Below are 15046 nucleotides of genomic sequence, written 5' to 3'. Positions count from 1 at the left end.
AATTGTGCGAGGCCGTCATCGACACCCTTGGAACTCTCCGACCGCCTCCGTGAAGACGGCGAGCTGACCGGTGCACTGTGGGCAGCCCACCGCGGCCTGATCGCCTGCGAAGAATCCGAAGCGCTCCACCGGGCACGCTTTCCGCGCTCACCATGCCGCTGGCGACCTCGATGCGCCAGGGGAAGCCGCAGCCCGCCTGCCCCGCAAACGACCAGCTCGGCAGCGAAGGCATCGACATGGATGCCGAACCGCCCCACTCCTGTGCGAACTGCTGCCCGGCACCCGGCAGAACGCCTGTGGAGCTGTCCGGCCGATCAGTGGGGCCGGCTGATTTTGATCCGGACGGGGTATACGGCCGCCTGGTCGAGGGCGCGAGGCGCGAACTCGGCAACTTAAAGGGGAAGTTGGTGCAGGATCCGGCACGTATGCCGCTTGAGGGCGGCGGGACGATTTTGTTCGAGGCTGCGCCCGAGTTCGACGGGCCGGCGGGTCATGCGCAGGGACTCGAGGGCACCGGGTGGTCTCCTACGGATTTCCCGCCCAGGCGCCGCGGGGCGGTCATTTCGGCTACGGCAAGGCCGGCGGCCTGCTTGCCGAAGGCGACGGAACGGGCCGGCTGCTGCAGTTGACGGAGGACAACGATCTCGCCTCAGGGTTCAGCGGCGGGCCGGTGGTCGATGAGGTGAGCGGTCTGGCGATCGGTATGGTCACCTCCATCACTTCACTCGACACCCACGATCGACGTACCTACGAGGCCAGGTGTCTCAGCCAGTGTGCTCGGCCTCACCGGCGCGCTGAATCAGCGGGGCTGTCAGCAGAAGCGGCCGAAGCCGCTGCCACATCAGGTCCAGGGTCGGTGAGAGGCCGTGCGCTTGGCCTGGGGCGAGCTTCGGGGGTGGCCGGTTGAGGAGAAGGCAAAGAGAAGCCTGCGCATGGCCGCCCGCACCCCTGCGCCCGCTCACCCTCATCTGACCCCGTCGGCTCTCCGCCGGTATCCCGTCCCGACGGGCTCTCTCGGGGGATTCGTTCTATGACCTGCGCTGTCCGCGCAGCTGTACACCGTGCGCGATCTGGTCGCCGCCGATCGTGACGGTGTGGCTGCGCCGCATCGTGGAGATCGGCCACGACGCGGTGGAGCCGTAGCAGTCGGAACGGGATCCGCAGGGCTTCCGCAAGATCGCCGCCGGCCTGAGGTCATCATCTCCGGCGTGCACGCCCAGGCGCTCCTCGACGACGCCCCGGAACCGGTCTCACTTCTTGCGGGTGAACTACGAAGCCACGCCCTCGTGCCGACCGAAACTGGACGATCACGCCCGTTATTGTCAGTTCTTGTGTCGTTGAGCTGTGCGTTTGTGAACCTCAAGCCCGGCGTCGGAAAGACGACGAGCGCTGTGTGGCTGGCCCACGCGCTTCATGAGTCGGGCCTTTCGCCGCTGCTGGTCGACGGTGACCCGGCCGCTTCCGCGCTGCGCTGGAGCGAGCTCGCCGATGGCTTTCCGTTTCCGGTGATCGCCCTGCCGGTGGGGGACGTCCACCGTCGCGTGAACGACTTCCTCGGCAATCGGCAGGCCGTCGTGCTCGATGCGCCCCAGCTGGAGGACCATCCCCGCATCACCCGCAGCATCATGAGGTACGCCAGTGAGTGGATCGTGCCCGTGACCCCTGCCCCCATCGAACTGGACCGGATGGCACCCATCCGCGGCGAGATGGCGGACGTGCAGTCCCTGCGCGCCGAGCCGGCCCGCACGGCGGTCCTGCTCAATCGCACCAACCGTCCGGATGCCACGCGCACCGGGCCCGATGCCGACGCTCGTGAGGCACTCACCGAGCGGGGTTTCGAGGTGCTGGACACCCAGATCGCGCGGCTCGATCTGTACGCCCAGTCTTTCGGGAACCCGGTCCAGGCCAAGGGGTCGGCGTATATGGACTTCGCGGAGGAACTGATCAAGCGTCAGGATGAGGTATGAGCCAGCGCAAGGAAAGCTACCGCGCCGCATTGCAGCGCGGGCAGGACGTCTCCGCACCCCGGCCCACCAAGGTCACCACGCTGCAGAGCAGATACATCCGGGTGACCGTCGAGGTGGATCCCGATCTGCGGGGCGATCTGACGCGATGGGTGGCACAGCCGGTCTCCTGGGTAGCGCTTGCCGGCACGACCGTCCTGCGTACCCTGGCCGTCAGCGCCGGCAGGGTGTCTCGGCCCGGAGACTGACCGACCACCACCGTCGGGTTGTCCAGCTTTCGGTGGACGGGGTGCGTCAAGGCCCCGCCGGACGAGATCCCGGTAGCCCCGCCCTCGGGGGCGGACCGCATCCGTCGCGAGAAGTCCTGTCGCGGGGCCCATGGGATGAGGCACCGGGACGCCCGGCGCGCAGTGGCCGACACAGGCCTTGCGGCGCGCCCCCTGTCGTGTCCCCGCCCGTTTTTGTGGCGGACTGACTTGGTGGCCATCCCTCACCGAGCAGGAAGCGGGGTCCTGACTCGCATCCCTCCACCCGCGCCACCCCCGTCACCCGCCTGGCGGGTGACGGGGCGGATCGTGTTTGTCGGCTGCTGAACAGGCCGATTGGGCTACTGCTGGCGGGCGGGGAGGACGTGCATCGCGAGTGCCTGTTCTGCCACAGCTGTCTGTCGCGGACGGCACCACTGGTTGCGTGTCGCTGACATGGCCCGGCGGTATGCGGCGCAGTCACCGGCCCAGAACCGTGAACCTTGAGGGATCTTTGAGCACGGTCATTGCCCCGTCCAGGTCGGCGAGACGCGCGGCAAGAGTGGCCTCCGCACCTGGGGCGGAAGCATGCGCTGGACTTCAGCCCGTTCAGGGCACGCGCGTCGACCGCCGGCAGACACAACTGATCGGCTGGACCGCAGTGGCCTCCTCCTTCCACTCGGCGGCTGTTAGGTCCTCTCGGAGCCTCACGTATGTGTCGGTCGGACGCTGGAGGGGATCAGCGACTGTTGCCGGCTGCGTCCGGCAAGCAGCAGCCGTCGGGGGCCCGCCACTTCCTCGGTCCGCAGGAAGGGGTTGGTCGTGCCGATTTCGGTGCGGCCGGCGAGGACCGTGAATTCGGGAGCAGTCGTGAATACGGCGGTGAGGTCCATGAAGTGGCGGTAGCCGAAGCGCCGTTCTGCCTCAGGGCCGATGAACAGCATCGCGCCGTCCTGCTCCAGGTACCCCTCGTCGATCAGATGGCGCACACGATCGGCTCGGCCGAGGTACCGAAAGGACCGGGCCCGCCCCACCACTCCTGCCAGAGTCGGTCTCCGGACCGGTGTTTCCTGAAGACAAAGCGCCAGCACCTGCTGGGCGACGATGTGCCGGGGCTCGGGCGGCGCCGTCACCGGCTCCACCCAGCCGCGTGACCACAGCAGGAGCACGCCAGCGGCGCCGAGCAGCCCGTCCTCGTCGACGGCGAGGAAGAGGCAGTTGCGGGTCGTTCCGGGCCGTCGGCCGCTGCGGCCGAGCCGTTGGAGGAACGAGGGAACTGTGCCGGGCGCATCGATCTGGGTGACGCGGTCCAAGTCCCCTACATCGATGCCGAGTTCCAGTGTGCTGGTGGAGACGATCACACAGTCTCGCGCGTTGGCGAATGCCTCCTCGGCCCGCCGCCGTTCGTCAATTGACAACTTCTGACGGGCGGCCGCATCCGTCGGGGCGGTGGACCGCCTGGGCTGCAACGTAACGGCGTGGACTGCACCCGTCACACGGCGGTGCAAGTCAGGCCATCTGTGCGAGTTCCGTGCCGCCTGCCAAGGTGAGAGCCATGACGACGGCGGAAGCGGCGAACGTAGCGGTGGACGAGGTCGAAGCGATGACAGCGGACGCTCTGCGTTGGCTGCTCGGGAGCGCGCGGGAGACTGGGGACGACGGCCTCGCCTGGGCCGTCACACCCTCCGACGACGAGCCCAACCCCACGCTCTACAGCGGCACGGCCGGTGTCATACCCGTCCTTCTGGAAGCCTGGCGGCACTTCGGCGACGACCGGTACGGCGACGCCGCCCTGCGCGCCGCTCGCAGCGTGTCCGCCGCCGTCGACGGCTGGGAGGACAACTCCCTGTACTGCGGCCTGGCCGGCTTGGCGCTCGCGTTGCGGGCGGTCCACGAGGAACTGGGCGCTCCGGATGCCGCTGCTGCCGCGGATCGGGCCTTGGGGCTGGTGCGCTCACGCTTCGACGGGACGCGCTGGGGCAACTGGTTCGAACTGCTCGGCGGCAACGCCGGCATTGGCCTCGGTGCGCTGGCAGTGGGGGATACCGACCTGGCCGTGCTCGCGCTGGAGCCCTACCTGCGCACGGCCGAGCAGAGCCCGGCAGGCGTCCACTGGGAGGTGCAAGCTGGTAGGGTCCCGCGGTTCCATCACATCTCGCACGGCACGCTCGGCATCGTGTACGCGCTGGCCTGCGTCGGCCGGGCCACCGGCCGCGCCGACTTCGTCGAGCTGGCGCGAGCGGGTGCTGCGGACGTCGTGGCGCGAAACGAGGCCGGCCCGGCCGGTTTCCTCGTCCCCCACTCCGACCCGCAGGACCACCCCGAGCTCACCGAACGCTACAGCTACGGCTGGTGTCACGGCCCGGCCGGCGACGCCCAGGTCTTCCGGCTGCTCCGGGATGTCCTCGACGATCCCAGCTGGCAGGTCCTCGCCGACCGCTGCTGGTACACCGTGACCCACTGCGGCCTGCCGCGCCGTCTGCGACCCGGCTTCTGGGACAACAGCGGCCGGTGCTGCGGCACGGCCGGCGTCCTGGCGCTGGCTTGCGACCGGATGGCCGAACAGGGCGACCAGCCGGACTTCGCACGGCTCCTCGTCGCGGACATCGTGTCCCGGGCGACCCGAGACACCGACGGAGTGCGGTGGTCGAACGTCGAACACCGGGTCACCCCCAACGCCCTCGAACCCCGCACCGGGTGGGCGATGGGCAACGCCGGCATCGTGCGCGAACTGCTGCGCTTCGTACGGATAAGCCGCGGAGCCGACCCTGCGTATGCGGTCGCCTGGCCGGACCAGCCAGTGGTGCATCAGACCGAGTGGCTCTCCGGCCGCGCTCCCGTGCCCCCGGGAGGCTAGGTCCTGTTGCGAAAGTGGATCTCGGGTATCGGTGATCACGGCTTGTGGGAGCCGGTGAACTGATGGAGCGTCAGTTAGTCCGGCTGGAGGTGTTGTTGTCACAGGCCCGCATCAAGGCGGATGGTTGGGCGGTGTGTCGTCTCCGTGCATGTGGATGTCGAGGCTCAAGCCGCGGAATCCGCCGATGCTGACTGTTTGGCCTGGTCCGAGGTTGGACAGCTCCTGCTCCCAGGAGTCCAGGTCATGCTGGAGGAGGGAGAGGTCGAGCCGGGCGTCGACGAAGCTCGCGGAGGCGAGCACGTCCGCGCGCAGAATGTCGTGGCCGGTCAGCACACCTGGCCTGGACCGTCCCGTGGCGCGCACGATGCAGCGGTTCCCGTCCGGATCGGCGAGGTGGATCAGGTCCATCGGAGCGGGTTCCGTCATGTAGTTGCTCGCTTTCGTGCGCCGACGTGGGCTGCATCTTCTCCTTTCGCCGGACGGGTGACACAGCCAGGCCCAGGCCTGGGGAATCGCGTGCCCAGGGTCAAGCCGGGACCTCCTGTCCTCGGCAGGTAATCGACCCCGACATCACGCTTTCAGGTTCAGTAGTACTCCAGCAGCGGCTCTCCATTTCTGGCCTGCGCGCTCCCCGGCAGGGATGAGCGGGGCCTCCACTTGCCGGCATAGAGCCCCGTTTCCTGGCCGGGAATACCTGAGTTCAGGGGAAGCAGAATGAGCCTGCCGGTCGGCTGCAAGTTACCGATTGGTTTTCGGAACCCTGAGGGGGAAGGCGACATCTACTCAACCGGCAAGCGAGGAAGTATTGCAGAACGCGCCGGTGGCTCGCGTCGCTGAACGGTGACATCCCGTTCTTCGCGGCCAGAGAACCCTTCGTCGCCCTCGTGCGTCGATGCCGGCGGGCGCAGGCGTGAACAGGGCCCCCGGAGTTGGCCGTGAGCTGTGTGGAGGCCGCCTGCCTGGGCGGGCCCGGACGGTGTGTGGCCGCACATCTATGCCTCCCGTGTCCTGTGCCCGCCCATTGGTGGACGAGGGCGCTTGTCTGCGGTCGCCATCACGGACGTGGAACAAGAAGGAGGAACAGTGCGTAAGAAGTTGGCCTTGGGAGTTGCGGCGAGCGCCGCAGCGGTGTTGGTCGCCGCTGTGGAGATGGTCCCGGCCTCGGCCGGGACGAGCAACAACGCCTTGGCGCCTGGTGGGCACAGTGGTGCTGAGGCGGTCTCGCAGGCGCGGGTGTCTGCGGGGACCCCCATCGGGACTGGTAACGGCGTGCACGTCGGCAAGGTCAAAGTCAACACGCTGCTGCGCAACGGCAGGTACGTGCTTACCGACCCCACCCGCGGCGGCCTGTCGACCGTCGACTTCGGCAACCGCGACAACCGGGACGAATCGTCCGGCAAGCCGTTGACCGACACCGACAACGTATGGGGCGATGGCACCGTGAGCAGCCGCCAGTCGGCCGCTGTCGATGCCCACTTCGCTGCCGGAAAGACCTGGGACTACTTCAAGAACACCTTCGGCCGCAAGGGCATGTGGGGCAACGGCCAGGGCCCCTTGGTGGTCGTCCACTACGGCAAGGGCCTTGCTGGTGCCGAACACGACGAGGGTCTCTGGTTCGGCGACGGCAAGGACGACAAGAGGCCGCTGACCGAACTCGACATCGTGGCCCACGAGTTCACTCACGGCGTCACCTATGCGACGGTCGGGTTTGAAGGCACAAGCGAATCCAACGGTCTGAATGAGGCCACCTGCGACATCTTCGGCACGATGGTGGAGTTCAACGCCAACCTCGCCGCCGACACCCCTGACTACCTCATCGGCGAGAAGGCCAATCTTCGCGGTGACGGCAAGCCGATGCGCTACATGGACAAGCCTTCCAAGGACGGCAAGTCCCCGGACTACTGGAAGCCCGGTATCGATCGTCTTGACGACGCCCACCACGCGGCAGGGGTGGCCAACCACTTCTTCTATCTTCTGGCCGAGGGCAGCGGTAAGAAGGTCATCAACGGCGTGGCCTACGACAGCCCCACATACGACGGCTCGAAGGTCACCGGTATCGGCCGCGAGAAAGCCGCAAAGATCTGGTACAAGGCGCTGAGCAGTCAGTTCACCTCGACCACCGACTACAAGAAGGCCCGGGCCGGCACGCTGAAGGCCGCCGCCACCCTGTACGGCAAAGCCAGCGCCGAGTACAAGACCGTCCAGCAGGCCTGGACCGCGGTCAACGTGAAGTGATCCCCTTCGACAGCACGCACTGCCCGGCTGCGGACCGACTGCGCGGCCAGGCCCGCGACGCCGACCGGGCCCGCCGACCCGGCGAAGAACAGACTCCCGCCGCCGGCAGTGCCCGAGCTGCCACCTGTGCCCAGCGCGTGTAGCGAGATCCCGTCCGACGCGCTTGCTGCTGCGGTGTCGGGCTGTTTGCGTACGCCCCGTACGAGGTCGACCCTCCGCCTTGCGACCTAGTTCCGCCGCCGGATGTGACCGAGTGCCTGCCGTCATAGCCTCCCCCCATGACGGCAGTTGACTCTCACCTCAGCGGACCCCGTAGCCCGGAGCAGCGCAAGCGCGAGGCGCTGGAACGGCTCTCGCGGGACAACGACGTATGGGTCGCCACGGCCGACGCCACCGGCGAGCCGTGCCTTGTTCCGCTGGCCTTCTGGTGGGACGGCGAGACGGTGTGGCTGTCCACCCGCGACACCAACCCGACCGGGCACAACCTGTGCGCCTCGGGCCGGGTCCGGCTCTGCTTCGGCCATACCCGGGACGTGGTCCTGGTCCACGGCACCGCGCGCATGCTGACCCGCGAGGACCTTCCGATTGAGGTGGGTGACGCCTTCGCCGCCAAGGATGGCTGGGACCCTCGCGAGGACCACCCCTCGTACGTCTTCTTCCAGGTCACCCCGCAGGTGATGCAGGCGTGGGGAACGGTCCCCGAGATGGCCGGACGGACCCTGATGCGCGATGGGCAGTGGCTGGTCTAGGTCGCGTCTCGAACTGGTCTCAGCCACTCGTCGATGGCCGCGCGCGATAAGGACGGTTGATACTGCACTCGAACGCGTGCCGGGCCTTGTAGTCCTCCGGGTCGAATTTTGGCGGACGGCCGCCGCGGGAGCCGCGTTTCTTGCGGTTGCGGGACCGCAACTGCCCGCACTGTCGGCGGCCGATCCCCGCTGAAGAGCGGATGGCGTGGAGCCGAGGGCGGTCGACGCCGCGCTCGGCTCCCGGCTGGTTGTAGTTCTGTCGGGCGGTCTCGGCCTCGGGGAGGGGGAGGGGGGCCGTCCCGGCGGCGGCGTGGAGGTTCGGCGGTTGGTGGCAGTGGACAGGGTGGCCTCTCCGAAGTGCCATGACCGTGCGGTGATCGTGCCGCCGCCGGGCGGGGTGGAGTTGTCGGTCAGGTGGACGGTCGGGCCGGAGGCCGCTGGGCCGAAGGTGCGGCCTTCAGGCCTGGCTTGGCGGTGCAGGCGCCGTCCGCGCAGGCGGTGAGCCAGGAGTCGAAGTCGGCGTCGTAGCGCGTGCCGATGTCGTTGTAGACCGCGTAGCCGCCGGCGTAGTCGCCGGTCCGGAAGTGTCCGAGCATGGTGGCGATGTCCTCGGGGTGCTTCTCGAACATGTAGCGGACCGCGAGGTAGCCCCAGGGATAGGTGCGGGTCACGTCGCTGTTGTCGTAGGTGCTTTGGAACAGCGTGCTCAGCTTGTAGGTGTGCTTGCCGGCCTCGGAGACCGCCTCCTCGTCGGTGATCTTGCGGTAGCCGTACGAGACGTACTCGCCGAGGCCCTCGATCCACCAGACGTCCGGAACCGATGTCTGCTGGCCGAAGTCGCCCTTCATGTCGTCACGGGCGTCGAGGTAGTGCGTGTACTCGTGGTTGAGGTTCCAGATCCGGGCCGGGAAGCCGTTGTCGTCGTCCCTCTGGTACATGATGGACATGGGCTTGTTGTCGGGTTTGGTCGGGTCACCGATCATGGTGATGCCGCCGTTGTTGGTGTCGACGCCGAAGATGGCCCCGGCGTAGGTCTGGTAGTCGTTGCGACTGCCGAACACGACGAGCTGGATGGTCGATAGGTACTGGTCGGGGATCGGGCCGTTGTTCTTCACCAGGTCCTGGACGTACGAGTCCTGGCTCAGGATGCTGGTGCAGGCGGCTTCGAGCTCCTCGGCGGTCAGGGCCTGCGCCTTGATGGTGTGGTTCGCGTCGCACTCGTGGGTGACCGGCAGGGCCGCCTTGGTCAGCTGGTCGGCCAGGTCGCAGACGCCGTAGAACGAGCAGTTGTCCTTGTCGTAGGAGTCGGCCTGGGAGGCGACGGTGACCCACATGGGCGCCGTCTTGCCGGTGATCTTCGAGGCGTCCAGCAGGCCCTTCATGAGCGGCCGGACCTTCTCCCGGAGGGCCTGATGCTCGACGTAACGCGCGACGTTCATCCCGGCGTTGGAGTCGAGGTAGGAGTTGTCGGTGCCCAGCATGTCCAGGTGGTCGAGCGCGAAGGTGTTGAGGGTGTCGATGATGCTCGGGTCGGCCGTGACCGCCTTGACGTACTCGGGGTTCCAGTTCCCGCGCCAGAGCGGGGTGTAGACGTCGTTGACGGCGGCCAGCATGCTGGGAATGTCGTTGTAGGAGTCGTTGTAGGCGCTGAGCACCTCCTTGTAGGTCTTCAGGTAGCGGGCCTGCTCGTTGGCGCTGTCGGTGAGGATGATGACCTCGCTCAGGACATCGCCGTTGTCCGAAGTGACGTCCTTGGCATGTGAGTTGGCGAAGAAGGCGTCCAGACCGCCCTGGCTGGCCGCGGCCAGGGTCTGGCCGTAGTCGCCGACATCGTCCGGATGGTTGGACTGCACGTAATAGCCGGCGCGCAGGAACAGCACGATTTGTAGCACTTTTTCCGCGTTGTCACCGGGATACGACGTCGCCCCGCCCTGGAAGGCCTTGGCCACGGTGACCATCTGGTCCTCGCGGAAGACGTCGTGCGCGTCTTTGCCGGTGACGCTGAACAGGGTGTTGACGCATTCCGTGGTCGAGGCTTTGACGAACTCGACCAGTTCGGATCCGGTCCGGCCGCCGAAGTCGGACGGGTTGCAGGAGGCCGCGGCACCGTGTTCCGCGCCCGTCGAAGAAGTGGGGGGATTCTTCGCGCTGAGCGGGGGGAGTTGGGCAACGCTGCGCTTTTGGCCCGGCTGCGCGGGCCTTTCGTTCGCGCCGACCGTCCGGCCGGTCGGTGGTGGTACGGGGTGGGGGGTGGGCCGGGACGCGGTGGCGGCCTGGGCGGTGTCGTCCGGCGAGGGCGGCGCCGCCAGTGCCGGCGCGGCCAGTAGGCCGACCGTGGCGAGGCAGGCGGTCAGACCGCCGGCCAGACTCCTGGGCAGGGGGAAGCGGTAGCGCATCCATGCTCCTTCGTGGACAGATGCGCCTCGGGATTGCGCTGAGGCGTGAGTGGCACCTTCTCAGCGCACCCTGACCGCGACAATAAGGTGTGACATAGCACATGACCCCCGTTCGTCATAACGTCCGGCCGAAAGTCTTGCTGAGGGACCGGGTTCCAACGGCCTGCTCCCCACGGCCGCGTCCCAACGGCCCGGTCCTAACGGCAGCGCCTGGCCACGCTCCAGGTCCGTGAGGCCCATGCCCGCAGGTGCGGCGACTGCGCGATGAGGGTGCGGTATGTCCCGGAGGCGGAGTCGAACAGCGCGTCCGCCACCTCGTCGGCAAGGCCCTCGCGTCGCCAGGCCAGCACATAACGGCACCACAGGGGCGTGCCGGCCAGCGGTTTGACGAGAACGTCGGGGATCGGCCGGAGCGTCGCCTGCACGATGGAGATCCCGATGCCTTCGGCGATCATGTTCTGCAACTGCTGTCGGTCGCCCAGGAATTCGTGGACCGCCGCCGGGGTGAATCCGGCCGCCCGGCAGGCAGCGTAGAAGACTCCCGGCCAGCCCGCCCCGTCGTCCGGGGTCAGAAACCACGCGTCGTCGGCCAGGTCGGCGAGCGCCACCTCCCGGCAGTGCCGTAGCCGGTGCCCGGCCGGGAGTGCGACGAAGGACGGTTCGGTGACGATCCCGCGGTGCGCGACGGCGGCCGAGTGCCGCAGTTCACGTCCGGGGTAGTCCGCGGCGATCGCGGCGTCCACCTCACCGTTTTCCAGGAGTTCGACGATCTCCGAGGACGGATACACACTGCTCACCGTGAGCGCGAGATCGGGCATCCGGCTCCGGAGCCGGATGAGCATGCCGGCCAGCACCGGCGAGTTGGTCGCCGCGAGGCGGAGTGGCCGTCGTGTGCTCGTCCCGTCCGTGGCCGGCCGGCGCCCGATCGCAGCCGCGCGGGCCAGGACGTCACGGGCCTGAGCCAGGACCTCCGTGCCGTACCCCGTAAGCTCCACGCCCGAGGCGTTCCGCTCGAACAGCGGATGGCCGAAGTACTGCTCAATACGGCGGAGTTGGGTGCTCATGGCCGGCTGCGAATACCCCAGGTCCGATGCGGCCCGGCCCACGCTCCCGGCATCGGCGATCGCACACAGCACTCTCAGGTGCCGAAGCTCCAACTCCATACCCATACCCCTCCCGCCCGTCCTGTTCCTGCCCGAACCGTGCAGTGCCACCGTGGGGGGCGCCCGGCGCGCACCCTCGTCCGGCAGCCCGGCAGCCCGGCAGCCCGGCGTGGGAGCCGACGCTCACCCCATGGTTCTCTGCCCACTCGCGCCGGCGGATGTGTTTTGAGCGGCCCGCGGACATCGGGTCGGCAGGTCGGCGTCCGGTGGGCTGTGCGTCGGGCTGTCGACGACGAGGTCCCGTCATGTGAGGTTCGTGCCCATTCGGCAGTTTGGTGCGTGCTGGCCGGCCAGTGACCAGGCTGCTTCCGCGATCCGAAAGCGGAATATGGACCGCCACACGAGCAACCCGCGTGGGCGAACCGCCGTCTGCCAGAGCGAAAGGCGGAAGGTGATCGATCGGATGGACAGGCGCCGACGCGACACAACGAATCCGGATGGAGCGCAGCGGGCCGAGCCGCTACGGGGCCCGTCATCCGCGCAAGTGAGCTGGCCGTTCGTAGGCCGCGCCGAGGAACTGGCCGCCATGGAGGCGGTGGCCGGGGAGGTTCGGAACGGATCGCTTCGAGTCGTACAGCTCGACGGGCATGCCGGCATCGGCAAAACCGACCTGCTGCACCACTGGCTCAACGAACTGCGCGGCTTCCTGGTGTTGCGGGCACGATGTCGCCCGCTCGAGCGTGATTTCGCCTTCGGGACGGTCCGTCGGCTGCTGGAGCCGTGCCTCGGAGGCTCCTTCGACGGCGACCACGGAAGTCTGTTGAGCGGCGCCGCAGACTCGGTGGCGCGCATGCTCAGCTCGGAGGAGAGGCTGGATCGTGGCCCGGAGTCCCACGCCGGCGGGGTGGAGACATTGCAGGGTCTGGAGGACCTTGCCCTCCGTCTCTCTCGTCGTCAGCCGCTGCTGCTGGCGATCGACGATGTGCAGTGGATCGATCCGCCGTCGTTGCGGTGGCTTGCGGGGCTGGTGCACCGGGCGGACGCCCACCCCGTCCTCCTGGCCGTGACCACTCGCACGGGCGAGCGGCCGGCGCCCGAGCCGCTGTTCAACGAGCTGCTCCACCCTTCGACTTGTCATACGGTCCTGCTCCAGCCGCTGGCACTCGGCAGCGTGGAACGCTTGGTCTCCGAGGTGTTCACCACGCACCGGGTGGATCCGTCGTTCGCCGCCGCCTGCCACGCCGCCACGGACGGCCATCCGCTCTTCCTGCGCGCCCTGCTGTGCGATGCGCGTCGCAGCGGCATACGGCCCGACGACGACGGACGGGCGCGGATCAAGACGTTCGGTCTGGAGACGCTGCATCGGGAGATCAGGCACCGGCTCTGCCACGGTTCCGAGGAGATGACCGCACTGGCGCAGGGGCTGACGATCCTCGGCGACCGCAGGTCACTGGAGTTGCTGGCGGCCTACTGCGGCAAGGGCGAGGCCGTGATCCGGTGCGCGGCGGCGGAGTTGCACTCCCTCGGCCTGCTGCGCGCCGGTGACGACCTGTGCTTTGTGCACCCCGTCGTCCGGGACACCGTACTGGCGGAATGGTCGCCTCAAGAGGTGGGGGAGGCCCATGCCCGGGCGGCACATGTCCTCCATCTCGGCGGGCAACCCGATGAAGAGGTGGCTGCCCATCTCCTGGCCGCCGGTCCGGTCCAGGGCAGCTGGGCCGTGACCGTGCTGCGCCGAGCCGCCGAAGAAGCCGTGCGCCGGGGCGCCCCCGAGGCCGCTGTCACATATCTGCGCCACGCCGTGCACCAGCCGATCCCGCCGGAGGAGCGAGCGCAGGTGCTGCTGCAACTCGCCCTCGTCTCCAGCCACTACGACCCGGCACGCGCGGTGTCGTACGGGACGGCTGCGCTCGAAGGGCTGACCGACGGCTCACCCCGTACCAAAGCCGTCGGCGTGCTCACGTACTCCTATCTGCTGTCCCAGGAACACCGCGAGTCTGCGGCGGAGTTGGACCGGCTGACCGCCGAACTGTCCAGGCGTCCGCCGACCGGGTCCGCCTCCCAGGAGCAGCAGCTCCGTATGGAGGCGCTGCGCTGGTGGCTGGAGTTCGAGCGTCCCTCCATACGGACCGAGGCAAGGGCGGTGGGTGCTCATACCGGCATGGAGGGCGTTGGCAACACCCCTGGGGAACGGCAGTTGCTGGCCATCCGCGCGTTCGACGCCGTACGGGCGGGATCGCCGGCCGAGGACGTCACGGAGTTGGTCGACCGCGCCTTCGTCAATCTGCCCGCCTTCTCCCCGGATCTGTTCCCCTTGCACTATTGCCTCGCTCGGTCCCTGCTGCACCTGGATCAGCTCGACCGGGCCGAGGAGCTCTACGGGCACCTGCTGCGGGAGGCCAAGGGGAAGGGACATGACCTCCTGACGTCATCGCTGCTCATCTACCGCGCCGGAATCCTGTGGCACAGGGGCGACATCGGGAACGCGGCCGTCACGGCCCGTGCGGCGGCGGAGAGAACGTGTCCGAAAGGTGAACCCGTCCACCGGATGTCCTTGGACGCCATCAGGATCGACATCCTCCGGGAACAGGGCGACTTTGAGACCGCGGAGAGCATCGCGGCCTCGTACACCCTCGGCGATCCCGCCGACATCTCCTGGGAATGGCCCCGGTTTCTGATGAGCCTGTCGGCCCTGCGCGCCGCCCGGGGCGACCTCCGTGAAGGGCTGTCGCTGCTGCATGAGTGCGGTCACCACCTCACGGCGGCGGGCACGCTCAGCCCGGCGATGTCCCCGTGGCGGTCCCGCGCCGCCACCCTCCAGGTCGCGCTGGGCCGTCATCGGGACGCGCACGCCCTGATCGAGGAGGAGCTCGATCGTGCGCGGCGCTGTGAGATCCCGCGGGCCGTGGGGCTGGCGCAGCTGGCCCATGCGGGGTTGCACGACGGAACCAAAGGGCTCGAACTGCTGGCTGAGGCGGTCGATACCCTGGAGCGCACGCCCGCTCGTCTGGAGCTCGCCCGAGCTCTGCATGCGTACGGGCGCGCGCTGATGCGACGCGACGACAAGGGCGGTGCTCGTACCGTTCTCAGGCAGGGACTGGACATCGCCGTCGAGTGCGGAGCCTCCTCGCTCGCACGATGCCTGGAGAAGCGGCTGCACGGCGCGGGCGGTCGAGTCACCGCGCGGAAGGCCCGGTCCGCCGGTGGTGCCCTGACGGCCGGCGAAGAGAAGATCACCGGGCTGGCCGCCCAGGGGTACAGCAACAAGGAGATCTCCCAGCACCTGTGTGTGTCCCTGCGGACCGTGGAGACCCACCTGACGCGTGCCTACCGGAAACTGGGCATCCCCGGACGAGCACAACTCGCGGCCGCACTCGATGACATCCACGCGGTGGGGGAAGGGACGTCCGTCCGGAGCGGGCCCGTGGCGGGGGAGCCGTGAGGGGCTGCTCCGCCTACATGTCGCCTTCGGGGGCTGATCTTTGACGGTCCGTCGG

The 15046-nt window shown here is 68.4% G+C and carries 11 protein-coding genes and 1 pseudogene; 7 read left to right on the top strand and 5 right to left on the bottom strand.

What is annotated here, in order from left to right:
* Positions 1–517 precede the first annotated feature (517 nt).
* Positions 518–907, top strand: coding sequence for a hypothetical protein (locus ACZ55A_RS06690; RefSeq protein ID WP_468835309.1), 390 nt, complete (start codon positions 518–520; stop codon positions 905–907).
* A 121-nt stretch (positions 908–1028) separates the two neighbouring features.
* Here the strand turns inward: ACZ55A_RS06690 and ACZ55A_RS06685 are convergent, their stop codons facing one another.
* Positions 1029–1214 (bottom strand): hypothetical protein, encoded by a 186-nt coding sequence (locus ACZ55A_RS06685; RefSeq protein ID WP_468835305.1) that lies wholly within the window; start codon positions 1212–1214, stop codon positions 1029–1031.
* Here ACZ55A_RS06685 and ACZ55A_RS06680 point away from each other — a divergent pair.
* Together ACZ55A_RS06680 and ACZ55A_RS06675 are read left to right on the top strand one after the other, a co-directional pair.
* The gene (locus tag ACZ55A_RS06680; protein WP_468835303.1) at positions 1209–1967 is read left to right on the top strand and encodes a nucleotide-binding protein; all 759 of its coding nucleotides are present in this window, start codon (positions 1209–1211) and stop codon (positions 1965–1967) included. The two genes, ACZ55A_RS06685 and ACZ55A_RS06680, sit on opposite strands and share 6 nt — an antisense overlap.
* Positions 1964–2212: a hypothetical protein gene (locus ACZ55A_RS06675; protein WP_468835301.1), complete on the top strand. Its 249-nt coding sequence runs from the start codon at positions 1964–1966 to the stop codon at positions 2210–2212. Before ACZ55A_RS06680 ends, ACZ55A_RS06675 begins: the two co-directional genes overlap by 4 nt.
* Before the next feature lie 477 nt (positions 2213–2689).
* On the opposite strand, the pseudogene ACZ55A_RS06670 reads toward ACZ55A_RS06675, so the two are convergent.
* Positions 2690–3666 (bottom strand): annotated as a pseudogene (locus ACZ55A_RS06670) (helicase-related protein); the annotation flags it as partial.
* 98 nt (positions 3667–3764) lie between these two features.
* On the opposite strand from ACZ55A_RS06670, the gene ACZ55A_RS06665 reads away from it, so the two are divergent.
* Entirely contained in the window at positions 3765–5066 is a 1302-nt protein-coding gene (locus ACZ55A_RS06665; RefSeq protein WP_468835298.1) for a lanthionine synthetase LanC family protein, read from the top strand.
* Positions 5067–5177: 111 nt separating this feature from the next.
* Here the strand turns inward: ACZ55A_RS06665 and ACZ55A_RS06660 are convergent, their stop codons facing one another.
* On the bottom strand, positions 5178–5492 hold the full coding sequence (locus ACZ55A_RS06660) for a DUF5959 family protein (RefSeq protein WP_468835295.1): 315 nt from the start codon (positions 5490–5492) through the stop codon (positions 5178–5180).
* Positions 5493–6149: 657 nt separating this feature from the next.
* Here ACZ55A_RS06660 and ACZ55A_RS06655 point away from each other — a divergent pair.
* Together ACZ55A_RS06655 and ACZ55A_RS06650 are read left to right on the top strand one after the other, a co-directional pair.
* Positions 6150–7301, top strand: a complete 1152-nt coding sequence (locus ACZ55A_RS06655) for a M4 family metallopeptidase (RefSeq protein WP_468835292.1) — start codon at positions 6150–6152, stop codon at positions 7299–7301.
* Positions 7302–7579: 278 nt separating this feature from the next.
* A complete protein-coding gene (locus tag ACZ55A_RS06650) occupies positions 7580–8050 on the top strand; it encodes a pyridoxamine 5'-phosphate oxidase family protein (RefSeq protein WP_468835289.1) in 471 nt (156 codons plus the stop codon).
* A 410-nt stretch (positions 8051–8460) separates the two neighbouring features.
* Here the strand turns inward: ACZ55A_RS06650 and ACZ55A_RS06645 are convergent, their stop codons facing one another.
* Both ACZ55A_RS06645 and ACZ55A_RS06640 read right to left on the bottom strand, forming a co-directional pair.
* Positions 8461–10446 (bottom strand): collagenase, encoded by a 1986-nt coding sequence (locus tag ACZ55A_RS06645; RefSeq protein ID WP_468835286.1) that lies wholly within the window; start codon positions 10444–10446, stop codon positions 8461–8463.
* Between the two features lie 197 nt (positions 10447–10643).
* Positions 10644–11609 carry a LysR family transcriptional regulator gene (locus tag ACZ55A_RS06640; protein WP_468835283.1) on the bottom strand — a complete coding sequence of 322 codons (966 nt, stop codon included), beginning with the start codon at positions 11607–11609 and terminating at the stop codon, positions 10644–10646.
* A gap of 484 nt (positions 11610–12093) precedes the next feature.
* Here ACZ55A_RS06640 and ACZ55A_RS06635 point away from each other — a divergent pair, with 484 nt between their 5' ends.
* Positions 12094–14991 carry a helix-turn-helix transcriptional regulator gene (locus ACZ55A_RS06635; RefSeq protein ID WP_468835280.1) on the top strand — a complete coding sequence of 966 codons (2898 nt, stop codon included), beginning with the start codon at positions 12094–12096 and terminating at the stop codon, positions 14989–14991.
* The last annotated feature ends 55 nt before the right edge of the window (positions 14992–15046 follow it).

It is taken from the genome of Streptomyces sp. NPDC034111, from assembly GCF_055575375.1.
The sequence above is the reverse complement of the archived record's forward strand: the minus strand, read 5'-3'. Positions and strand labels throughout refer to the sequence as shown.